General features: G+C 76.2%; 23 protein-coding genes and 1 tRNA gene. 12 read left to right on the top strand and 12 right to left on the bottom strand.

The window, feature by feature from the left end:
- Positions 1 to 106: 106 nt before the first annotated feature.
- The 4 genes from ACRYR8_RS02545 (at position 107) to ACRYR8_RS02530 (ending at position 3,263) form a co-directional block, all read left to right on the top strand.
- Positions 107 to 757 (top strand): fasciclin domain-containing protein, encoded by a 651-nt coding sequence (locus ACRYR8_RS02545; RefSeq protein WP_432482621.1) that lies wholly within the window; start codon positions 107 to 109, stop codon positions 755 to 757.
- 68 nt (positions 758 to 825) lie between these two features.
- On the top strand, positions 826 to 1,407 hold the full coding sequence (gene sigK / locus ACRYR8_RS02540; protein ID WP_432482505.1) for an ECF RNA polymerase sigma factor SigK: 582 nt from the start codon (positions 826 to 828) through the stop codon (positions 1,405 to 1,407).
- Positions 1,404 to 2,225, top strand: a complete 822-nt coding sequence (locus ACRYR8_RS02535) for an anti-sigma factor (RefSeq protein WP_432482504.1) — start codon at positions 1,404 to 1,406, stop codon at positions 2,223 to 2,225. The genes sigK and ACRYR8_RS02535 overlap by 4 nt, the downstream gene beginning before the upstream one ends.
- A 99-nt stretch (positions 2,226 to 2,324) precedes the next feature.
- Positions 2,325 to 3,263 (top strand): ATP-grasp domain-containing protein, encoded by a 939-nt coding sequence (locus ACRYR8_RS02530; protein ID WP_432482620.1) that lies wholly within the window; start codon positions 2,325 to 2,327, stop codon positions 3,261 to 3,263.
- Positions 3,264 to 3,335: 72 nt separating this feature from the next.
- On the opposite strand, the gene ACRYR8_RS02525 is transcribed toward ACRYR8_RS02530, so the two are convergent.
- Both ACRYR8_RS02525 and bcp read right to left on the bottom strand, forming a co-directional pair.
- Positions 3,336 to 3,417: transfer RNA gene (locus tag ACRYR8_RS02525), tRNA-Leu, on the bottom strand.
- 45 nt (positions 3,418 to 3,462) lie between these two features.
- Positions 3,463 to 3,939: a thioredoxin-dependent thiol peroxidase gene (gene bcp, locus ACRYR8_RS02520; RefSeq protein ID WP_432482503.1), complete on the bottom strand. Its 477-nt coding sequence runs from the start codon at positions 3,937 to 3,939 to the stop codon at positions 3,463 to 3,465.
- 184 nt (positions 3,940 to 4,123) lie between these two features.
- Between bcp and ACRYR8_RS02515 the strand changes: the two genes are divergently transcribed.
- The 3 genes from ACRYR8_RS02515 to ACRYR8_RS02505 all read left to right on the top strand — a co-directional run bounded on the left by ACRYR8_RS02515 (position 4,124) and on the right by ACRYR8_RS02505 (position 6,186).
- Positions 4,124 to 4,417 (top strand): DUF3618 domain-containing protein, encoded by a 294-nt coding sequence (locus ACRYR8_RS02515; protein WP_432482502.1) that lies wholly within the window; start codon positions 4,124 to 4,126, stop codon positions 4,415 to 4,417.
- Positions 4,418 to 4,516: 99 nt separating this feature from the next.
- On the top strand, positions 4,517 to 4,810 hold the full coding sequence (locus tag ACRYR8_RS02510) for a GroES family chaperonin (RefSeq protein WP_432482619.1): 294 nt from the start codon (positions 4,517 to 4,519) through the stop codon (positions 4,808 to 4,810).
- Positions 4,807 to 6,186, top strand: a complete 1,380-nt coding sequence (locus ACRYR8_RS02505; RefSeq protein WP_432482618.1) for a cytochrome P450 — start codon at positions 4,807 to 4,809, stop codon at positions 6,184 to 6,186. Before ACRYR8_RS02510 ends, ACRYR8_RS02505 begins: the two co-directional genes overlap by 4 nt.
- Here the strand turns inward: ACRYR8_RS02505 and ACRYR8_RS02500 are convergent.
- The 7 genes from ACRYR8_RS02500 to ACRYR8_RS02470 all read right to left on the bottom strand — a co-directional run bounded on the left by ACRYR8_RS02500 (position 6,180) and on the right by ACRYR8_RS02470 (position 14,420).
- Complete coding sequence (locus tag ACRYR8_RS02500; protein WP_432482501.1) at positions 6,180 to 7,811, bottom strand: FAD-dependent oxidoreductase; 1,632 nt, start codon at positions 7,809 to 7,811, stop codon at positions 6,180 to 6,182. The two genes, ACRYR8_RS02505 and ACRYR8_RS02500, sit on opposite strands and share 7 nt — an antisense overlap.
- A 9-nt stretch (positions 7,812 to 7,820) precedes the next feature.
- Positions 7,821 to 9,458: an FAD-dependent oxidoreductase gene (locus tag ACRYR8_RS02495; RefSeq protein WP_432482500.1), complete on the bottom strand. Its 1,638-nt coding sequence runs from the start codon at positions 9,456 to 9,458 to the stop codon at positions 7,821 to 7,823.
- The gene (locus ACRYR8_RS02490) at positions 9,455 to 10,381 is read right to left on the bottom strand and encodes a carbohydrate ABC transporter permease (RefSeq protein ID WP_432482499.1); all 927 of its coding nucleotides are present in this window, start codon (positions 10,379 to 10,381) and stop codon (positions 9,455 to 9,457) included. The genes ACRYR8_RS02495 and ACRYR8_RS02490 overlap by 4 nt, the downstream gene beginning before the upstream one ends.
- A complete protein-coding gene (locus ACRYR8_RS02485; RefSeq protein WP_432482498.1) occupies positions 10,378 to 11,310 on the bottom strand; it encodes a carbohydrate ABC transporter permease in 933 nt (310 codons plus the stop codon). The genes ACRYR8_RS02490 and ACRYR8_RS02485 overlap by 4 nt, the downstream gene beginning before the upstream one ends.
- Positions 11,310 to 12,668: an ABC transporter substrate-binding protein gene (locus tag ACRYR8_RS02480; protein WP_432482497.1), complete on the bottom strand. Its 1,359-nt coding sequence runs from the start codon at positions 12,666 to 12,668 to the stop codon at positions 11,310 to 11,312. Before ACRYR8_RS02480 ends, ACRYR8_RS02485 begins: the two co-directional genes overlap by 1 nt.
- A 74-nt stretch (positions 12,669 to 12,742) precedes the next feature.
- Entirely contained in the window at positions 12,743 to 13,783 is a 1,041-nt protein-coding gene (locus ACRYR8_RS02475; protein WP_432482496.1) for a LacI family DNA-binding transcriptional regulator, read from the bottom strand.
- A gap of 157 nt (positions 13,784 to 13,940) precedes the next feature.
- Positions 13,941 to 14,420, bottom strand: coding sequence for a hypothetical protein (locus ACRYR8_RS02470; protein WP_432482495.1), 480 nt, complete (start codon positions 14,418 to 14,420; stop codon positions 13,941 to 13,943).
- 186 nt (positions 14,421 to 14,606) lie between these two features.
- Here ACRYR8_RS02470 and ACRYR8_RS02465 point away from each other — a divergent pair, with 186 nt between their 5' ends.
- Together ACRYR8_RS02465 and ACRYR8_RS02460 are read left to right on the top strand one after the other, a co-directional pair.
- A complete protein-coding gene (locus tag ACRYR8_RS02465) occupies positions 14,607 to 15,080 on the top strand; it encodes a DUF4383 domain-containing protein (RefSeq protein WP_432482494.1) in 474 nt (157 codons plus the stop codon).
- 61 nt (positions 15,081 to 15,141) lie between these two features.
- The gene (locus ACRYR8_RS02460; RefSeq protein ID WP_432482493.1) at positions 15,142 to 15,477 is read left to right on the top strand and encodes a DUF8129 domain-containing protein; all 336 of its coding nucleotides are present in this window, start codon (positions 15,142 to 15,144) and stop codon (positions 15,475 to 15,477) included.
- Here ACRYR8_RS02460 and ACRYR8_RS02455 read toward each other — a convergent pair.
- Entirely contained in the window at positions 15,428 to 16,471 is a 1,044-nt protein-coding gene (locus tag ACRYR8_RS02455) for a glycosyltransferase family 2 protein (protein WP_432482492.1), read from the bottom strand. The genes ACRYR8_RS02460 and ACRYR8_RS02455 overlap by 50 nt on opposite strands.
- On the bottom strand, positions 16,468 to 17,580 hold the full coding sequence (locus ACRYR8_RS02450; protein ID WP_432482491.1) for an iron-containing redox enzyme family protein: 1,113 nt from the start codon (positions 17,578 to 17,580) through the stop codon (positions 16,468 to 16,470). Before ACRYR8_RS02450 ends, ACRYR8_RS02455 begins: the two co-directional genes overlap by 4 nt.
- Before the next feature lie 120 nt (positions 17,581 to 17,700).
- Here ACRYR8_RS02450 and ACRYR8_RS02445 point away from each other — a divergent pair, with 120 nt between their 5' ends.
- Together ACRYR8_RS02445 and ACRYR8_RS02440 are read left to right on the top strand one after the other, a co-directional pair.
- Positions 17,701 to 17,955, top strand: a complete 255-nt coding sequence (locus ACRYR8_RS02445; RefSeq protein WP_432482490.1) for a CDGSH iron-sulfur domain-containing protein — start codon at positions 17,701 to 17,703, stop codon at positions 17,953 to 17,955.
- Between the two features lie 259 nt (positions 17,956 to 18,214).
- The gene (locus ACRYR8_RS02440; protein WP_432482489.1) at positions 18,215 to 19,081 is read left to right on the top strand and encodes an NAD-dependent epimerase/dehydratase family protein; all 867 of its coding nucleotides are present in this window, start codon (positions 18,215 to 18,217) and stop codon (positions 19,079 to 19,081) included.
- Between the two features lie 48 nt (positions 19,082 to 19,129).
- On the opposite strand, the gene ACRYR8_RS02435 is transcribed toward ACRYR8_RS02440, so the two are convergent.
- The gene (locus tag ACRYR8_RS02435; RefSeq protein WP_432482488.1) at positions 19,130 to 20,362 is read right to left on the bottom strand and encodes a hypothetical protein; all 1,233 of its coding nucleotides are present in this window, start codon (positions 20,360 to 20,362) and stop codon (positions 19,130 to 19,132) included.
- Between the two features lie 126 nt (positions 20,363 to 20,488).
- Here ACRYR8_RS02435 and ACRYR8_RS02430 point away from each other — a divergent pair, with 126 nt between their 5' ends.
- Positions 20,489 to 20,683, top strand: coding sequence for a hypothetical protein (locus tag ACRYR8_RS02430; protein ID WP_432482487.1), 195 nt, complete (start codon positions 20,489 to 20,491; stop codon positions 20,681 to 20,683).
- The last annotated feature ends 77 nt before the right edge of the window (positions 20,684 to 20,760 follow it).

Raw genomic sequence — 20,760 nt, 5'->3', positions numbered from 1 at the left:
CCCCATCCGCGGGCCGCGTGGTTCCGAACCCCTGGTGAACGACCGGCCGGGAACTCCGGCTGGAAACCACTGAGGGAGGAACCCCGTGAAGCGCAACGGAACCCTGATGGCCGTCGTGGCGACCGCGACGCTGGGCCTGGCGGCCTGCGGCAGCAGCGAGACCACCACCGCCGGCGAGGAGGCGATGGCCGGCTCGTCGAGCAGCTCGTCGTCGAACTCGGCGATGCCCAGCGCGTCGGAGTCGACGGGCACCGCGGCGATGACCGGGCCCGTCGGCCCGGGCTGCGCCGACTACGCCGCCGCGAACTCGTCCGGTCCTGCGTCGGTCGACGGCATGGCCGCGGACCCCGTGGCCACCGCTGCCTCGAACAACCCGCTGCTGACCACCCTCACCGCGGCGGTGTCGGGGCAGCTGAACCCCGACGTGAACCTCGTCAACGACCTCAACAACGGTGAGTACACCGTGTTCGCGCCCGTCGACGACGCCTTCGCGCAGGTCCCGGCCGAGACGCTGGAGACCCTGAAGACCGACAGCGCGACGCTGCAGTCGATCCTCACCTACCACGTGGTGCAGGGGCAGCTGACGCCCGAGGAGGTCGTCGGCACCCACACGACCCTGCAGGGCGCGGAGGTCACCGTGTCCGGTGAGCCGGAGTCGCTGACGGTGGACGACGGCGCGAACGTCGTGTGCGGCGGCGTGCAGACCGCGAACGCGACCGTCTACCTGGTCGACTCGGTGCTGATGCCCCCGGCCTGACGGTCGCGGTGCGAGGTCGCGGTGTCCGGCTCGTGCGCGGGGGGAGGGTGGGTGGGACAGTGGGGTCGATGACCACCTCCCGCCCCCGCGCCGCCGGCGCCGCGGAGCCCGGCGACGCGGACACCGCGCTGGCCGCGGCCGCCCGCGGCGACCAGGCCGCCTTCGCCGCGTTCTACGACGCGACGGCCGCGGCCGTGCACGGCACGGTCCTGCGGGTGCTGCGCGATCCGGCGCAGTCGGAGGAGGTCGTGCAGGAGGTGTTCCTGCAGGCGTGGCGGACCGCTGCCCGCTTCGACCCGGGCCGCGGCAGCGCCCGCGGCTGGGTGGTGACGATGGCTCACCGCCGCGCGGTGGACCGGGTGCGTTCCAGCCGGGCCGGCTCCCTGCGCGACGAGCGCTACGGCGCCGGGGAGGTGTCCGCCTACGACAGCGTCAGCGAGGAGGTCGAGGTGCTGCTCGAGCACGAGGAGGTGCAGCGCGCCCTGCACGTCCTCAGCCCCGTCCAGCGCCAGGCCGTGGACCTGGCCTACTACGGCGGGCGCACGCACCGCGAGATCGCCGAGGACCTCCACCTGCCGCTGGGCACGGTGAAGACGAGGTTGCGCGACGCCCTGCTGAAGCTGCGGGACGCGATGGGGGTGCGGTCGTGAGCGAGCACGAGGAGCGGGAGCGCCGGCCCGGCGCCGGCCCGGTCCCGGGTGACGACGGGTCGCTCGCCGGCGCGTGGGCGCTGGACGCCCTCTCCGGTCAGGAGCGCGCCGGCTACGAGGATCGCCTGCGCCGGCGGCCCGAGGAGCGCCGCGAGGCCGACGGGCTGCGCGAGACGGCGTCGCGGCTGGGAGCGGCCTCGGCCGTCCCACCGCCGGCCCGGCTGCGCGCGGACGTGCTCGCGGCGATCGCCCGCACGCCGCAGGAGCCCCCCGCGGGAACGGCCCCGGTGTCCTCCCTGGAGGTGCGGCGCCGGCGCCGTGGCGCTCCTTCGCGCTGGAGCGCGCTGGTGGCGGCCGCCGGCGTCCTCGTCGCGGCCACCGGTGCCGGGGTCGCGCTGGACGCCCGCGGCGACGCGGAACGAGCCCGGCAGGTCGCCGAGGCCCGGCGCGAGCAGCAGCGCACCGCCGAGAGCACGCTGGAGCAGGTGGCGGCCCTGCTGGCCTCGGGGGACAGCGTCACCGTGCAGGTCTCCTCCGGCGGCACGGCGACCGTCGTGCGGGCCGGGGACCGGGCCGCGGTGATCGCCGCGGGCCTGCCCGCGGCCGGGGAGGGGCACGCCTACCAGCTGTGGCTGGTGCACGACCACGGCGTCACCCCCGGCGCGGTGATGCCGCAGGCCGGCGGGCAGGACGGCCCGGCCGTGGCGCTGGTCGAGGACCTCGGCTCGGCGACCGGCCTGGGGCTGTCGGTGGAACCCGCCGGCGGGTCGCAGCAGCCCACCACGACGCCCGTCGTGGTGGCCCCGCTGCCGGCCTGAGGGGGCGGGTCGCCCGCCTCCGCGCCGCGGGGGCAGGATCGGGGCGTGAGCGCCTCCCGTGAACCCGCCGTCCACGTCCTGCACGAGAACCCCGAGTGGATGCCCCCGTTCGCGGCGGCGTTCGCCGCCGAGGGCGTGCCGCTGGTCGAGCACGTCCTGGACGGTGGGGTGCTCGACCTCGCCGAGCCGCCCGCGCCGGGCGTGTGGTGGTCGCGCATGTCCGCGTCGGCGCACACCCGCGGGCACGCGAGCTCGGTGGCCCACACCCGCGCGGTGCTGTCGTGGCTGGAGGCCTCGGGGGCGCGCACCGTCAACGGGCGGGCCGTGCTGGAGCTGGAGCTCAGCAAGGTCGCGCAGCTGACGGCGCTGGCGGCGGCCGGGATCGACGTGCCCCGGACCGTCGCCGTGGTCGGGGCGGACCTGGCCGCGGCGGCCCGGCGGTTCGCCGCCGACCTGGGCGGCCCGTTCGTCACCAAGCACTCCCAGGGCGGCAAGGGCCTGGGGGTGGCGCGGTTCTCCGGCTACGAGGAGTTCGCCGACACCCTCGCCTCCGGGGCGCTGGACGAGCCGTTCGACGGGGTGTGGCTGCTGCAGGAGTTCATCGCCTCCGCCGACGACAGCGTCACCCGTGCGGAGTTCGTGGGCGGGGAGTTCCTGTACGCGCTGCGCGCCGACACCGCGCGCGGCGGCTTCCAGCTGTGCCCGGCCGACGCGTGCGCCGTCGACCCCGACACCGGCCGGCCCGTGCTGCCGCCGGGCGCGACCGTCGCCCAGGAACCGGGGGAGACGATCTTCTCCCTGCACGAGGGCTTCGACCACCCCGTGCTGGAGCGCTACGCGCAGTTCCTGCGGCGCAACGGCATCGAGGTCGCCGGCATCGAGTCGATCACCACCGTCGACGGCCGGGTCGTCACCTACGACGTCAACACGAACACCAACTACAACGCCGCCGTGGACGCCGCCGCACCCCGCTCGGGACCGCGGGAGATCGCCCGCTACACCGGGCGGCTGCTGGAGCGGGCCGGGTCGGTCGCCTGAGCGCCGGGTGACCACGGGGCGGGGGCGGGGGCGGGGGTGGCGGCACCGCACACCCCTGCGCGGCGACGACGGTGCGGGAGGCGGGACTCGAACCCGCACGCCCGGAGGCACAGGAACCTAAATCCTGCGTGGCTGCCAGTTACACCACTCCCGCTCGCGACCCGGAGAGCCTAGCCCAGCGACCGGCCCCCGCCGCCGCTCAGGCCGCGTCCAGGCCCAGGTCGCGGCGCAGCTTCGCCACGTGACCCGCCGCGCGGACGTTGTACTGCGCCAGCGCGACGCGACCTGCGGGGCCCACCACGACCGTGGAGCGGATCACCCCCACCGACGTGCGGCCGTAGTTCGTCTTCTCCCCCCACGCCCCGTAGGCCTCGAGCACCTGGTGGCCGGTGTCGGACAGCAGCGGGAACGTCAGGCCGTCGCGCTCGGCGAACGCCGCCAGCTTCGCCACCGGGTCGGGCGAGACGCCCAGCACCCGGTAGCCGGAGGCGTTCAGCGCGTCGAGGGAATCGCGGAAGTCGCACGCCTGCGTCGTGCAGCCGGGCGTCATCGCGGCCGGGTAGAAGTACACGACCACGTGCTCGCCGCGCAGCTGCGACAGCGTCACGGTGCTGCCGTCGTGGGCGGGGAGGGTGAAGTCGGGGGCGGGGTCGCCGGCGGCGAGTCGGGCGCTCATGCGCGCACGCTAACGGCGACCGCGCGCACCGGGTGAGCCGAGGGGTGCGCCCGGGGGGTCCGCGGCGGGCACCTCCGGTACGGTTCGGCGGACGGCCGGACCCCTTCGGGGCCGGCGCACAACCGGCGCCGGGGCGGCACGCGTCCCCGGCTGGACAGACCCGTGCGACGGGCAGGAGGTGGCCGTGACGGCCAGCGACGGCAAGGCCGAGATCACCACGAGCGACCCGCGCGCCCTGGAGCGCGAGATCGAGCTGCGGCGCGCGCAGCTGGCGGGCACGCTCGACGAGCTGACCGACCGGCTGCAGCCCGACGCGATCAAGGCGCGGGCCCTGGCGGCCGCGCGCGGCAAGGCGGTCGCGTTCGCGACCGCGCCCGACGGGTCGCCCCGCACGGGCCGCCTGGCGGCCGTGGGCGCCGCGGTGCTGGGCGTGACGACCCTGCTGGTGGTGCGGGCGGTGCGCAGCAGGCGCCGCTGACCCCGCCGGCGAGCAGCGCCCCCGAGCCGGCCCGGCTGCGGGGGCGCTACCGTTCGGCGCGTGAGCACGCCCGCCGACGACTCCCGCCTGCCCGTCCGCATGCTGCACGACCGCGTGCTCGTGGCCGCCGACGACACCGGCGAGCGCAAGTCGTCGGCGGGCATCGTGATCCCCGCCACGGCCGCCGTGGGGCGCCGGCTCTCCTGGGCGTCGGTGATGGCCGTGGGCCCGCACGTGCGGCAGGTGCAGACCGGCGACCGGGTGCTGTTCGACCCCGAGGACAAGGCCGAGGTGGAGCTGGCCGGCAAGGGGTACGTGCTGCTGCGCGAGCGCGACCTGCACGCCGTCGCCGCCCCGCGCGTGGAGGACGGCCAGACCGGGCTCTACCTCTGAGCCCCGCGGCCCCGCGGCGCGCCGGGGCGGCGCGCCGCAACGCCCGCTACACCCCGCTGGACACCGACGGCCCGCTGCCGTGGGAGATGGTGCGCTCGGTGCCCGCCATCCGCCGCGCCCCGCACGAGTTCCTCGCCGGCCTGGTGCGCCGCTACGGCGACACCGCCGCCGTCCCCCTGCCGCGCACCCCCGTGCTGGTCCTCAACGACCCGGCGGGGGTGCGCCGCGTCCTGGTGGACAACGCCCGCGGCTACGGCAAGGCGACCGTGCAGTACACGGCGCTGGCCGCCGTCACCGGGCCCGGCCTGCTCGCCGGCGACGGCCCCACCTGGCGCTCGCACCGGCGCACCCTGCAACCGGCCTTCCACCACGGCTCCCTGGACGCCGTCGCCGAGCACGCCGTGGGCGCCGCGCGCGCCCTGCGCGCCGAGGTGGACGCCCTGCCGCCGGGACGGGCGCTGGACGTGGTCGGCGCCGTCTCGCGCGCCTCCCTGGAGGTCGTGGGGCGCACCCTGGCCGCCGCGGACCTGTCCGGGGTGGCGCCGCGGCTGGTGGACGCGGTGGGCGAGGCGCTGGAGCTGGTGGTGGCGCGCGCGGCCTCGCCGGTGCCGGCGTCCTGGCCCACCCGCTCGCGGCGGGCGCTGGCCGCGGCCGTGGCCGAGATCGACGAGGTGTGCGCGCGGGTCCTGGCCGAGCGCCGGGCACGGGGCGTCGCCCCGGACGCCACCGACGTCGTCGCCCTCATGCTCAACGCCGGGATGGGCCCGCAGGAGGTGCGCGACGAGCTCGTCACGTTCGTCGTCGCCGGCCACGAGACGGTGGCCTCCTCCCTGACGTGGACGCTGGACCTGCTGGCGCGCGAGCCGTCCGCGCAGCGCCGCCTGCAGGCCGAGCTGGCCGCCGTGCTGGGCCCGCCCGGCGCCGCCCGCGAACCCCGCTGGGAGGACCTGCCCCGGCTGCGCTACGCGCGCGCCGTGGTGGACGAGTCGCTGCGGCTGTACCCGCCGGCGTGGGTGATCACGCGGCGGGCGCTGGCCGACGACGTGCTGGCCGGGGTGCCGGTGCCCGCCGGGACCCTCGTCATCGTCAGCACCTGGGCGCTGCACCGGCACCCGGGCGCCTGGCCCGCCCCGGAGCAGTTCCGCCCCGAGCGGTTCCTGGACGCCCCCCGCCGCGACGCCTACGCGCCCTTCGGCGCCGGGCCGCGCCAGTGCATCGGCCGCGACCTGGCCCTGGTGGAGGAGGTGTTCGTCCTGGCGGCGCTGCTGCGCGACCGCGCGGTGCGCCCGGTGCCCGGCCGCCGCGCGCAGGTCGAGGCGCTCGTCTCGCTGCGCCCGCGCGGGGGGCTGGAGCTGTTCGTCGAACCCCGTCAGTAGCCGCTCAGGTCGGGCCAGCGCCGTTCGACGCCGGCCCGGTCCAGGACGGCCGCGAACTCCTCGAACGCCTCCGCGGACGCCTGCACCTGCCGCGGCGTGCGGCCGGTGCGCACGGCGAAGGCCGCGAGGTGCCCGGCGACCTCCCCGACGTTCCACTCCACCGGGTGCAGCCGGAAGCACCCGTTGGTCACGTGCGTGGTCCCCAGGTCCTTCGCCGCGGGCAGCAGGTTCTCCACCCGGACGGGCAGGAGCGCGCCGAGCGGGATTTCGAACGGCACGCTGGCGACGTCGACGTAGCCGCGCCCGCCGGTGGAGGGGTGCAGGTCGATGCGGTAGCTGCCCACCCCCACCGGCTGCTCGTGGCGGGTGCCGCCGCCGGGGCCGACGACGTCCAGGGCGACGTCGTTCTCGGTGACGGTGCGCACCGCCCGGATCCGGCGCGACTCGCGCACGTAGGGCGCCATCGCCAGGCCGTCGGGGGTCCCCGTCACGTCGGGGCGGATCCGCAGGCCCGGCAGCCCCGTGGACCCGTCGGGGTTGGGCAGCTCCGTCTGCAGCCAGTGCAGCAGCGACAGCGACAGCTGGCGGGCGCCGTCCTCGGCCGCCGCGCGCGCCGCCGGGTCGTCGACGGCCCACGGCAGCTCCCAGTAGTCGTTCATCGGCCAGTTGACGAGCACCACGTCGGAGTCGAAGGCGCCGGGCTCGTGCATGCCGCGGGCGAGCAGTCGCCGGAAGCGCCACAGGTCCTTGTCGCCGGGGTCCTTGGACTGGTCCGCCCGCTCGGTCAGCGGGTCCTCGTCGGGGTTGGGCGCGAAGGTGCGCTGCACCCGCTCCAGGGTCCGCGGGTCCGGTGCGGTCATCGACAGCAGCGGCCCGCCCCAGTGCGCGGGGGCGTAGCTGCGCCAGGTCCCGTAGTCGCGCGGGCGTTCGACGGTGTGGTCCTCCCCGGCGTGGTGGGAGACCGCGAACGTCACCGTGATGCCCTGCTGGTCCGCCGGGTCGGCGACGTCCGGGGCGTGCGGCTCGCCGTGCTCGGAGCGCGCCTCGGCACCGCTGACGTGCTCGACACCGCCCAGGGCCAGCAGGTCGCCGCCCTCGGTGGCGTCCAGGACGTAGGCGGCCTCGACGGTGCGCTCGGCGCCGGTGTCGAGGTCGGTGAGCGTGACGGCGGTGACGCGGTCGCCGTCGACGTGCACCGCGCGGGCCCGGGTGCGGTGGGCGACCTCCAGGCGCCCCGCGACCACGAGCGGGCCCAGCATCGCGTGCAGGACGGCGAGCGCGACCCTCGGCTCGTGGCACAGCTTGCTGACGCGGCCGGCGCCCGGGTTGAGGTCGGGACGGCGGGCGGCGTCGGCCCGCAGCGGGTACCAGGTGCGGTAGTGCTGCCGGATCCCCTCGCGCAGCCGCCGGTAGCTGCGGGTGGCGCCGAACTGCTCGATCCACGGGTGCTCGTCGGGCGGCACGGCCTGGCTGGTGAACTGCCCGCCGACCCAGGTGGTCTCCTCGGTGAGCAGGACGCGGGCGCCGGCGCCGGCGGCGGCCAGGGCGGCGGCGACGCCCCCGGTCCCACCGCCGACGACGAGGACGTCCGGCCGGCGGACCTGTCGATCGGTGCTGCGGTGCACTGGCTCTCCTCAGGCGGGGACGGTGACGTGGGCGACGTCGTGGGTGGCGGAGAACCGGCGGATCTCCTCGGGCCAGGCGAGCGGGACGCCGAGCGTGCCGGACAGCAGCCCCTGGTACCGCTCCAGGTGGGTGGGGTCGGCACGCACCTGCGACGGGGCTGCACCGTGCTCCGCGCAGTAGGCGGCGAGCGCTCCGACGGCCTCGCCGATCGTGAACTCCACGGGGTGCAGGCGGTAGGCGCCGTTGGTGACGTGCGTGGTGCCGATGTTCTTGGCCGCCGCCAGCAGGTTGACCACGTCGCGCGGCAGCAGCGCACCGAGCGGCACCTGGAAGGGGAAGCAGTCGATGTCCACGTAGGTGCGCCCGGAAGTCGACGGGTGCAGGTCGATGCGGTAGTAGCCGGTGCCCACGGAGTCGGTGAACTGCGCGGACCCGGCGCCGTCGCCGCGCGCCAGGCGGCCGACGTCCAGCTCGGTGACGGTCCGCTCCGCGACGATGCGCCGGGCCTCGCGGACGTACACCTCCTTGGCCAGGCCGTCGGCGGTCCCGGTGACGTCGCCGCGCAGCCGCAGCTGCGGGTACCCGGTCCCGCCGTCGTGGCGCGGCGCCTCGGTCTGCAGCCAGTGCACGAAGGACAGCGTCAGGTCCCGGGCGCCGGCCAGCGCGCGCTCGCGGGTTGCGCCGTCCACGCCCAGCAACGGCAGTTCCCAGTAGTCGGTCTGCGGCCAGTTCACGCAGGTGACCTCCCCGCCGCGGAAGGAGGGGTCCAGCTGCGCGCGGGCCAGCAGGCGGCGGTACTGCCACAGGTCGCGCTGCGGCTGCCGCTCGCCCAGCACCGGGTCGGCGGCGAACAGCGGGCGGGTGCGCCGGGCGAGGGTCTCCGGCACCACGTCGTCGAAGGACAGCTGGGGCCCGGGCCAGCGCGGGTCGTGCGTGTCGCGCCAGTGCTCGTACCCGGCGGGGCGCTCGACCACGTGCTCCTCCCCGGCGCGGAGCTCCAGGGCGCAGCACCAGGTGACCGCCTGCTGGTCCAGCGGGTCGGCGACGTCGGGGGCGTGCGGCTCACCGGTCCGCGCCCGCGACTCCGCCCCGACCACGTGCTCCACCCCGGCCAGTTCCAGGACGTCGCCGAGCTCGGTGGCGTCGGCGACCAGCGGGGCGATCAGGCGGGTGGGCCGGCCGTCGGAGAGGTCGTGCACCAGGACCTCGCCGATGCGCTCGCCGTCGCGCTGCACCGCGGTGGCGGCCGTGCGCCGCAGCACGGTGAGCAGTCCGGCACCCTGTGCCGGGGACAGCAGTTCCTCCACCGCGAGGGCGGCGACGCGGGGCTCGCAGCACAGCCGTGACACGTACCCCAGGCCGGGGTTGAGCAGGGGGTCGGCGGCCGCCGCCGGGCGCAGCGGGTAGGCGCGCCGGTAGTGCTCGCGGACCAGCTCGCGCAGCCGCCGGTAGGCGGGGGAGGAGTGCTCGCCCTCGATCCAGCGGTGCTCGTCGGGCGGGACGGCCTGGGTGGTCAGCTGGCCCCCCAGCCAGTCGGAGCGCTCGACGAGGACGACGTGTCGCCCGAGCCGGGTGGCGGTCAGCGCGGCGGCCACGCCGCCCAGGCCCCCGCCCAGGACGAGCAGGTCGGCGGTGAGGGTCCTCACCCCTTCACGCTCCCGTCGGTCAGGCCGGAGACGAACGCCCGCTGGTTGAACAGGAAGACCGCGAGCACCGGCAGAGTGATGAGCACGGCACCGGCCATCAGCGGCCCGTACTGCACGTTGCCGCTGGCCAGGAAACGGGCCAGGGCCAGCTGGACGGTCTGCGTCTCGGCGGAGGTGGTCACCACCAGCGGCCACAGGAAGTCGTCCCACACCCCGGTGAACGCGAAGATCGAGACGACCGCCAGCAGCGGCTTGGCCAGCGGCAGGTAGATCCGCGTGAAGATGCGGACCTCCCCGGCGCCGTCGATGCGGGCCGCCTCGGCGAGGTCGGGGTTGGCCGAGGCGAAGTACTGCCGGGCCAGGAAGATGTTCATGGGCCCGATGACGTACGGCAGCACGACGCCGCCGAGGGAGTCCAGCAACCCGCTGCCGCCGTGGCCGAGAAGGTCGTTGCCGCCGGCCAGCGGGAACTGCTTGGCCATGAGGAACAGCGGGATGAGCGTCACGGAGACCGGGATCGCTGCGGTCGACACCAGGCCGTAGAAGAGTGCCGTGCTGCCCCGGAAGGGGAGCATGGCGAACGCGTACCCGGCGGCGGTGGCGAACACCACGTTGGCGAGGACGGCGACGACCGTCACGACGGCGGTGTTCCACAGGGCCCGCCCGAGGTTCGCGTCCCAGGCGGCGCCGAAGTTCTGCAGGGTCGGGTTCTCGGGCAGGAGCTGCGGGGCGCCGAAGGCGTCCTCGCTCGGCGTGAACGCCAGGCTGATCACCCACAGGAAGGGGATCAGGACCAGGACCGTGGCCGTCGCCAGCAGCACGACGTTCGTCGCCGCGGTGTGGCGCCGGGTCGGCCCGCGGCCGCGGCCGGCGGTGGGGGCGCCCGGGGTTCCGGTGCGGCCCGGAGCGGTGGCGGTGCTCACGACTTCCTCCCGGAGACGCCCCGGACGGCCAGCCCGGAGAAGGACACGATGAGGGCGAACAGGACGAACGCCATGGCCGAGGCGGATCCGAAGCTGTTGTACTGGAACGCCTCGGTGTAGATGAGGTAGTTGACCGTGGTGGTGGAGCCGAGCGGGCCTCCCTGGGTCAGGACGTAGATCTCGGCGAAGCCCTGCGACAGGTAGATGATGTCCATGGCCACCACGTAGGTGAGCATCGGCCGCAGGCCCGGCAGCGTCACGTAGCGGAACCTGTGCCAGGCGCCGGCGCCGTCCATCGACGCCGCCTCGTACAGCTCCCGCGGGATCCCCTGCAGACCGGCCAGGAGCAGCACCATGTTGCTGCCCAGGGCTTTCCAGACCCGCATCGCCGAAGCGGCCGCGAGGGCGGTGTCCTCCTGCAGCAGCCAGCGCTGCTCCGGCAGGCCGAGCCCGGTCAGCCACTCGTTGAACAGCCCGTCGGGGCTGTACATCCACAGCCACACCATGCTCACCACGGTCAGGGAGACGATGTGCGGCACGTACAACGCGGAGCGGAAGGCGCCGACGCCGCGGAACGGCCGGTTCGCCAGCAGCGCCAGCACCAGTGCGAGCGCGACGGTGACCGGCAGGACCATCAGGACGTACTCGCCGGTGACCAGCAGCGCCTGTGCGAACTCCGGGTCGTCGAGCAGGGCCGCGTAGTTCGCCCACCCCACCGGCCGTGGTTCCCCGCGGCTGAGCGGGGAGTACTCCGTGAAGCTCAGCGCCAGCCCGTACAGCACGGGCACGAACTGGAAGACGACGAGGTAGAGGGCGGCCGGTGCGACGAAGGCCAGGCCGATCCAGCGACCGCGGGGGCGCCGGCCGCGCCGGTGCGACGGCGCGGCGGCGGCCGCGGTCCCCGCGGCCGGGGCGGCAACGGCCGCCATCAGGCTCCACCCGCCCGGGCCGCCTTGGCGAGCACCTCGTCGACGGCCGGGGCCGCCTGGGCCAGGGCGTCCTGCGGGCTCAGCTGCTCGTTCAGCGCCCGCTCCAGGAACTGCGACAGCGTGTCGCGGCCCTGCACCCAGCCGGGGACGTTGGGGTTGGGCACCCACGCGTCGGCCGCCCGCACGAACGCGGTCATGACGGGTGAGTCCTGCACGTAGGGGTCGTCGACGGAGGACGCGCGCAGCGGGATCGCGCCGATGCCCTGCGTGTAGCGGCTGCTGGTCTCCGGCTGCAGCAGGTAGCTGATGAACTCCCAGCCGAGGTCCTTGGCGGTGGAGTCCCTGTTGATCATCAAGCCGGGACCGGCGCCGCCGAGGACGCCGGGGTCGCTGCCGCGGAACGACAGCGGCGGCATCACCCGCAGGTCCAGCTCGGGGTGGGCGTCGTACATCGACTGCGCCCTGACCGCGGTGCTCATGGTCATCGACGCCCGGCCCGTGACGAGCGGCTGCTGCTCGACGGGGGAGTCGGAGTAGTTCTGCCCCAGGTCGGCCGACACGGCGGGGTCGCCCTGGAAGAGGCTCGTGAAGTAGTCCAGGGCGGTGACGCCGGCCGGGGAGTCGAACTCGGCCGTGGCCGGGGAGGACCCGCTGACCTGCTCACCGCCGGCGGAGGCGAGCAGTGCGGCGAAGGACTGCTGCCGTCCGATGGCGTCGCTCATCAGCAGCAGACCGCTGCGGGTGGTGGCGCCCGAGCCGTCCCGCACGGTGAGGCGCCGGGCCACCTCCAGCAGCTCCTCCCACGTCGACGGCGGGGCGTCGGGGTCCAGGCCCGCCTCGCGGAAGTCGCCGGCCCGGTAGGTGACGAGGCTGCCCTGGATCGACAGCGGCACGAGGTACTGGGTCCCGTCGACCCGGCCGCCGGGGAGTGCCGCGTCCAGGTCCTCGAGGTCGGCGGCGTCCAGACGCTCCAGGTAGGGGCCCAGGTCCTCCAGGCGCTCGTTGACGACGAAGTCGGCCACGGCCGCCGGTCCGTGCCCGAACACGTCCGGTGCGGTGCCGGCGGCGAACGCCGCGTTCAGCTTCGTCGACATGTCGCCCCAGTCGAGGTAGGTGACGTCCACGGTCGCGCCCGTCCGGTCCTCGAACGCGGGCACGATCTCCTGCGTGACCAGGTCGATCTCCGTCTGGTTGGTGCCGGGGAACCAGACGACGAGGTGGTCGGCGGGTCCTGAGGGCGCCGACCCCCCGGCCTCGGCGGAGTCGTCGCCGGCGAAGGCGCAGCCGGGCAGGGTGAGCAGCGAGGTGCCGAGCGCGCCGCCGAGGACGGTGCGCCGGCGGGGTGCCGAGGTGGTCATGGGATCCTCCTGTTTCGTATGAGGCTTGCGTCGTCGCGAGCGGCGGGGGGAGCGGGGCGCTCCTCCGGGAGGGGTCAGCGGGTGGTGGGCGGTGCGCCGATGCTGCTGCCGCGCAGCGGCAGGCACGGCACGACGTCGACGTGGGTACGGGGCAGCTCGCCGTCCAGGAACCCCAGCAGGACGCGCACGGCCCGGGCGCCCATCGCGCGGCGCGCCACGCCGACGTGGCTCCAGCCGTCCGCCGCGGACCCGGGCTCGGGCACGTCGAGGCACGCCACCGAGACGTCCGCGGGCACGGCCAGCCCTCGTGCGCGCAGCAGGACGGCCAGCTCGGCGGCGTGCTCGGGGGTCTCGACGACGAAGGCCGTCACCCCGTCGCCCAGCTCGCGGCCCACCCAGGCGTCCGCGACGGTGCCGGCCTCGACCAGGTGCGGCGCCGAGCACGCCAGGCCCGCGTCGGGCACGAGCGCGCGGAAGGCGCGCAGGCGCTCCTCCTGCGGCCGCCGCCGCGCGGCCATGCCCAGGTAGGCCAGGCGCCGGTGCCCCGCGCCGGCGAGCGCGCGCAGGACCTCCGTGACGGCCGTGGGGTAGTCGGCGGCGACGTACGGCATGGGGGTCACCGCGCCGGACCGGTTGCCGACCAGGACGAAGGGGAACCCCTCCACCGCCAGGCGCTCCATCTCCTCCTCGTTGCGCTCGCGACCGAGGACGACCGCGCCGTCGGTCAGCCGCAGCCGGTTGGAGCCGCGGCCGTAAACGCTGCGCGTGCCGTCCGGCAGTTGGGTGGAGGCGAACAGGACGAGGTCCTGCCCCTCGGCGACGGCCTGCTCCTCGATGCCCACGAGGAACTCGTGGTAGTAGTCGTCCGCGGCCACGGGGAAGACCCGCTCGAAGGTGTGCACCCCGAGCAGGCCGTTGCGCCCCCCGCGCAGGGACCGGGCGGCGGCGTTGGGCACGTAGCCCAGGGAGTCCATGGCGGCCCGGATCTTCTCCTGGGTGGCCGCCGCGATGCCCTTCTCGGTGGCCTTGCCGGTGAGGACCAGCGACACCGCGGCCTGCGACACCTGAGCCAGGCGGGCGATGTCGCGCTGGCTCGGCCGGGTGCTGCTGGGCACGGTGTCCTCCACGGCGGTGTCGAGGGGTGTCGGGCGATCCTCGTACGTATGAGGATCGCCGTGCAGCGAGTGCACCACTGTTCGGGGGGTGGCGTCAACGCCCGGGGTGAACGGTCCCGCGGAACCCCGGGCGCGCCCCCGCTCCGGGTGGAGCGGTTCAGGGCATCTCCACCGTCTCCGCCCGCCGCACCTCCGCCAGCGCCGCCTCCAGGTGTCGCGCCAGGGGGCTGCCGGTGGCCGCGACGAGGTCGGCGACCAGCAGGAGCGCGTGCCGCAGCACCGCCTCGTGCGGGGCGCGGGGCACCTCGGCGACCTCCGGGTGCTCGCCCAGCGCCCCGGTCAGCGCCAGCACCAGCAGTTGCGGGTCCAGGGGCGTGAACCACGCCGGCGCCGTGCGTGCGCAGCGCAGCACCACGGCCCGCAGGTCGTCGGCGTCCAGGCCGTCCGGGTGCAGCTCCTCCAGCGCACCGCGCAGCACCCGCCCCAGCACCGTGCGCGCCGCATCGGCGTCGAAGGCCGCCAGCGCCGCGCCCGCCCGGCCGAACCCCTCGTCGTCGTCGGCGGCGAGCGCACGCACGGCGCCGGTCAGGGTGCGGGTCAGGACGGCGGGGTCGGTGGTCCGGGCAGGGGTGCTCACGGGGGCCATCCTCCCAGCGCCCTGCGACACCACCCCCACCCGTGCTCGGGCCCGGACCGTGACCCGAACGTGATCCCGCCCGAGTTGCTCCCCGCGCGCGCCTGCCTACCGTGGAGAGGGAGGTCCGAGAGAACGCGCCTCGTGAGCACCGCGTCGACCGCGGCCCGTGAACCGGAGGAACTCGAGATGGCCACCAGAACCGGAAACCGCAGCAGCACCGCTCGATCCACGCACCGTTCCCCGGTGCAGGTCGGCTCCCTGATCGTCGGCGCGATGTTCGTCGTCGTCGGCATCGCCGGGTTCATCCCCGGCATCACCACGAACTACGGCCAGCTCGAGTGGGCCGGCCCCGACTCGCACGCCATGCTGCTCGGGATCTTCATGGTCTCGATCCTGCACAACCTGCTGCACCTCGGCCTCGGCGTTCTCGGCCTCGTCGCCGCGAAGTCGGCCAGCGCCGCCCGCAGCTTCCTGATCGCCGGCGGTCTCGTGTACGCCGCGCTGTGGATCTACGGCCTCGTCGTCGCCGAGGAGAGCCAGGCCAACTTCGTGCCCCTGAACAACGCCGACGACTGGCTGCACCTGGTGCTGGCCGTGGGCATGATCCTGCTCGGCCTGGTCCTGCCGCGCCGCGTGGAACTGCCCGCGTCGGAGCACTGAGAGCCGATCGCGGCCGCGCCCCCGGGCGCGGCCGCTCCGCACCACCGGAGGAAGGAGCACCGTGAGCAACGACGAGCGTTCGACGCTGCCCGTGCCGGACTACGACCACCTGCCGCTGGCGACCCTCACCGACCGCATCCGCTCGCTGGACGCGGCCGGGCTGGGCGACCTCATCGTGTACGAGGAGGCCCACGGCGCGCGGGAGCCGGTGCTCACGGTCCTGCGCGCCCGGGCCGACCAGCTCGCCGCCGGCGCGGAACCCTCCGGGGGGAACCCCGCCGCCGCCCAGCCCGAGCACGCGCCCGCACCGCAGGGGCCGGACCTGGGCGCCACCGACGCCCCGCCGATCAACCCCCCGTCCCAGGGCGTGCCGACGAACCCGGCCCAGCCCCGCTGACCCGGGCCCGGTCGGCCCGTCCCGCGGGCGCGACCGGTTTCGCGGCGTGCGGCACCCGGCTCCCGGCGTACCGCACGCCACCGCGTGCCCGGGCGCCGATCGCGGCCCACACGCACACCGCCCGCTCGGCCGCCCACAGCGGCGCCCACAGCGCCGCCGTCGCGGGGTAGTGCGCCCGGCCGCCGTGCCGCCGGCGGCCCACCTCGGCCACCGCCACGGCGGTCAGCGCACCGCCGGCGAGCGCGGCCGCGCCCCGCCCCCGGCGGGCGGCCAGCACCAGCAGCGGCAGCCAGGACGCCTCCACCGCCAGTCGCCACGGCTGGGCGAAGTCGTCGTACGCCTGCCGCACCCGCTGGCCGGCGAAGTGGCGCGCCGTCGGCGGCAGCCGCGGGACGTACACCCCGGAGGCCGCGACGACGCGCCCGCCGGCCGCGGCGACGGTGCGCAGCATCTGCAGGTTCTCGAACAGCACGTCCCCGTCGTAGCCGCCCATCGTCTCGAAGGTGCTGCGGCGGACGGCGATCGTGCCGGGGTAGTCAGCGCCGAACGCGCGGTTCACCAGGGAGCGGGCGGTGTCCCAGCGCGCGTGCCAGGGCGCGGGGGAGAAGACGTTCTGCGGGCGCACGGCGTCCGCTCCGGCGAGCAGGTCCAGCACCGCGCGCAGTCCCGCGGGGGAGTAGCGGACGTCGTCGTCGGCCACGACGACGAGCTCGTGACGGGCGCCGAGCACGCCGGTGACGACGCCGGCGACCTTGCCGTTGCGGCCCGGCCAGGGCCGGGGAGGCACGTGCCGCGCGCCGCTGCCGCGCCAGGCCGCCGCGTGCCGCTCGAACTCCGCCGGCGGGGAACCGTCGACGACGGTGACGTCCACCAGGTCGCGCAGCGAGGCCAGGTACGCCCCCAGCTCCCGGACCTCCGCGTCCGGACGGCCGTCCCAGCGCAGCGGGACGACGTACGCCGCGCCCGGGGTCTGCGCGCCCGGGGCCGGGCTCACGGCAGGGGTTCGAGCAGCGAGCTGCGCCCCTGCTCCCAGCAGGCCAGCTGGTGCTCGCCGGCGATCGCGTCCAGCGCCAGGCACGCCGCGGCGCCGAGCAGGACGTCGGCGGTCAGTCCCGGCTCGCGCCGCGCCAGCGCACCGGCGAGGTCGCGCCCGGCGATCTGCTCGTGCACCGCGTCGGCCTGGACGTGCTCGTCGAAGAACCACGTCGCGTCGGCGTCGAACCCCAGCCGGCGGAACCCGTTGCCGTACGCCTTGTTGGGCAGCGAGGACGTCATCTCGAACACCGCGAGGTGCCCGACGATCGCCCCGCGCAGGCGGCGGTGCAGCCCGAACAGCGACATCGCGTTCGTGCCCACCAGCGTGCTCGCCGGCACCGAGGGCAGGTATCGGCCGTAGGTGTCGTCCAGCCCCGCGGCGCGCATCGTGCGGGCGAACAGCGCCGAGTGCATCCGCTCGGGCCGGCCGCCGCCGTACTCGTCGGACTGCACCTCCACCAGGGCCGCCTTCGGCCCGCCGGCCAGGCGCGGCACCGCCCACGTGTGCGGGTCGGCCTCCTTCAGGTGGTAGATCGAGCGGTGCACCAGGAACTCCCGCACCTGCTCCAGGCTCGCGCGCCGCTGCAGGAACGCGCTCACACCCGGGCCGTCGTCGTCGGCGGCCATCGCGAAGAGCGTCTCGGCCACGTCCTGCGCCGGCACGTCCGGCACCTCGGCGAGTTCGCGCACGGCAGCCTCGAACGGGCCCTCCAGCTCCTCGCGCACGCCCAGCAGGCCCAGGTCCCACTCCAGGCGGTCGTCGACGCCCTCGACGCCCCGGTAGTGCAGTTCGTACAGCAGGGCCAGCGACAGCTGCACGTCCTCGTCGCGCAGCACGTCGGCGGCACCCGCGGCCCGCGCAGCCAGCGCGCGCAGCTGCACCGCCGAGGGGGCGCCCGGCTCGGCGCGCAGGAACCGCAGGAGCGCGGCGCTGAGCTCGCCGCGCGCCGGGGGCAGCGGCAGGCGCCCGGCCGCGCGGCGGTCGTCGGCGGGAGTGGTGGCGGCGGCGTCGGTGGAGGTGGTGGCGGGGGTCACGGCCAGGGTGTCGGCGGGGGTGGTCGTGGTCATCGGGGCGTCCTGTCCTCGTCTCGGGCGGTGCGGGTGCGCGGGGGTGTCACGGCTCCCCCCGGTGCGGCCGGGCCGGGTGCGCGCGTGCGCGTCGCCGCCCCGGTGGGTAGGAAGACCGGTGTGGAACCCGAGACCGCGTCCCCCGACCGCCCGGCCGACCCCCGCGCCCAGGAGGTCACCGTCACGGTCTGCCCCTCCGGGCCGCTGCTGCTGCGCGGGCCCGCGACGCTGCTGGACGGGGACGGGCAGCGACTGGACCCGGGCCGCCGGACGGTGGCGCTGTGCCGTTGCGGCCGCAGCGCCGAAGCGCCCTTCTGCGACGGTTCCCACAAGCGCCGCACCCGCAGGCCGCCCGTGGACGCGCCGGGCGCGTGAGCGGGCGCTGCGGGCAGGGGTGCGGCCGGCACCCGGGATCGGGTCATCGGTCCCTCCGGATCAACGGCGCGGACCGCGCCCCGAGGGCCGCGGCTCGACCCCTCGCGAACGCTAGGTGGGGCCCCCGGACCCCGCAACCGCACCCGGACCGACCCGTCGGAGGGGGCTCGCGGCGCCGCTACGCTGCGGAGATCACCGGTTCCACGAGGAGGTCGTCGATGCCCACCCCGTCGCCCAGCACGCGCCGCAGGCGAGCCGCGTGAGCGCCGCCGAGCCCGGCCGGCACGTCCTGGTCACCGGAGCCGCGGGCAACATGGGCTCGCTCATCGGTCCCCGCCTCGCCGCCCCCGGCCGCACCTTGACGCTCACCGACGTGCACGTGCCCGACCCGCCGCCGACGGTCCCGGCCGGTGTCGCCGCGGACGCCGGCCCGGTGCGGTGGGCCCGGTTGTCGGTCACCGAGCCGGACGCCCTGGAGGCCGCCCTGGAGGGCGTGGACGCCGTGGTCCACCTCGGCGGCATCAGCCGGGAGGCGCCCTGGGAGGAGGTGCTCGCGGTGAACGTCGACGGCACCCGCAACCTCCTGGAGGCGGCCGTGCACCGGGGCGTGCGCCGCGTGGTGCTCGCCTCCAGCAACCACGCCGTGGGCTACCGCACCCGCGACGAGACCGTCGGAGGGTACCTGCCCGCCGACGTGCCGGTGCGGCCCGACAGCTACTACGGCTGGAGCAAGGCCGCCGTCGAGGCCCTGGGGCGGCTGTACAGCGACCGGTACGGGCTGCAGGTGTGCGTCCTGCGGATCGGCACGTGCTTCCCCGACCCCGCCACCCTGGGCGTGCGGGGTCTGTCGACCTGGATGTCCCCGGACGACGGCACCCGCCTGCTGGAGGCGGCCGTCACCGACACCACGCCCGGGTACGCGGTCGTGTGGGGGATCTCCCGCAACACCCGCCGCTGGTTCAGCCTCGCCGAGGGGGAGGCCATCGGCTACGACCCGCGCGACGACGCCGAGGACCACGCCGCGCAGGTCCTCGGGGAGGGCGCCGAACCGGACGTGCGCTCCCCGGACCTGTTCCGCGTCGGCGGGGCCCCGTTCCTGGAGAACCCCCTGGGTCAGCGGAACTGACGCACCGCCGCCGCCCCGGGCAGGTTGCCCGGGGCGGCGGCGCGGGGGTCAGCCCGCCGTGCGCCACGTCCGCGCGGCGGACGCCATCCGCTCGTGACCCCTGCGCCCGGCCAGGCCCAGGTGGTACAGGTGCAGCTCGGAGGCGCCGGCCCCGCGCAGGGCCGCCACGTGCGCGAGCAGGTCCTCGTCGCGGTCGGCGCCCAGCACCGTGACGTAGGCCCCGACGCCGGCGCCGCCGCGCGCGGCGTTGCGCACCGCCGCCACCGCGGCGGCCGTGGCCGGTGCCGTCGACCACGCCTGCAGCAGCTGCGCGTCGACCGCCGGGTCGGCCAGCGCCCGCTCGCCGAGCCCGGTGTTCGGCCCGGTGGCCCACGGGTCCGCCGCCGCGTGGATCGTGACGCGCAGCGGCCCGGGCGCGGCCGCCGACACCGCGGCCAGCACCTGCGCGCGCAGCTCGTCGGCGAAGGCGTGCCGCACCTCCAGCACCGCCCGCGAGGCGTCCTCGCCGATCAGGTCGGCCGCCTCGCGCGCGTCGTCCGGCGCGCTGTCCCGCAGGTCGCGCACGCCGCGCCGCAGCGCCGCCACCACCTCGCCCGGATCGGCTCCCTCCCGCGCCCACGCCTCGCGGCACCCGGTGCAGCAGCACACCGACAGCAGCCGCTCCAGCGCCGGGCCGAACGCGCCGGCGGTCTTCTCGTGCGCGGCGTTGTGCGTCACGCCCAGGGTGCCCAGCGCCTCCAGGGACACCCCGGTGACGGGGGCCCCGCGCACCGCCTCGGCCGCCAGCGTCGAGCAGTAGCCGCGCACCTGCGCCGAACTGGGGCACAGCGCGTAGGAGTAGCGGTCCCCGAAGCAGTTCACGACGGCCACCTCGGGGTGCTCGGTGCCCAGGCGGGAGGAGTGCGCCAGGACCGTCCAGGCGTCCACCTCCAGCCCGGCGGCGCGCAGCCGCCCGGCCGCCTCGGCGAACGCGTCGGCCGTCCCGTCCGGCACCACCCCCGCCGCGGGGCGCAGCGGTGCGCCGGCCCACGCCTGCTCCCGCACCGGCCGGTACAGCGCCGCGTGCGGCGCCTCCACGAGCTGGTGCGCCGGGTGCCACGGGGTGGCCGCACGGGTGGAGTGGTAGCTCGCGGCCAGGGCCACCCCGTCCAGCCCCAGGGCCAGCGCGCGCGGCACGAAACCGTCGTCGCCCAGCACGTCCCACGGGTACGCGTAGCCGACCAGCCGGCCCGCCGGGGCGCCGCCGGTCGGGGTGCTGGTGGTCGTGCTGGTCGGCGGCATCGTCGGCCCTCCCGGCGTCCTGCCCGCGGTGCCCGTCGCGCGCGCCCGCGGGGCGCTCATCGAACCCGGCGGACTGTACACACACGGGGGGTTCAGGCCGGCGGCGCCCGTGCCGAGAGCACGCGCATGGACACCACGCGCGACCACCCGGCCCCCGGCCGCCGCGACGGCGAGCACGACGAGCACGACGAGGGGCACGACGGGGAGCTGTTCGAGGGCTGGACCCTCCCCGACGGCACGTTCGAGGGTTTCGGCGCCCCGCTCACCCGCGGGCAGCTCGTCGAGCGTTTCGTGACCCGTTGCGCCGCAATGACGCGGTGAGCGCGAGGACCCGGACGCACTGAACGCACCGGGACGCAGGAACGGCGAAGGGCGTCCACCCGTGGGGTGGACGCCCT

It is taken from the genome of Kineococcus esterisolvens (assembly GCF_050871405.1).
Lineage (GTDB): Bacteria > Actinomycetota > Actinomycetes > Actinomycetales > Kineococcaceae > Kineococcus.
Note: the sequence above shows the minus strand (reverse complement) of the source record. Positions and strands in the feature narration are given on the sequence as shown.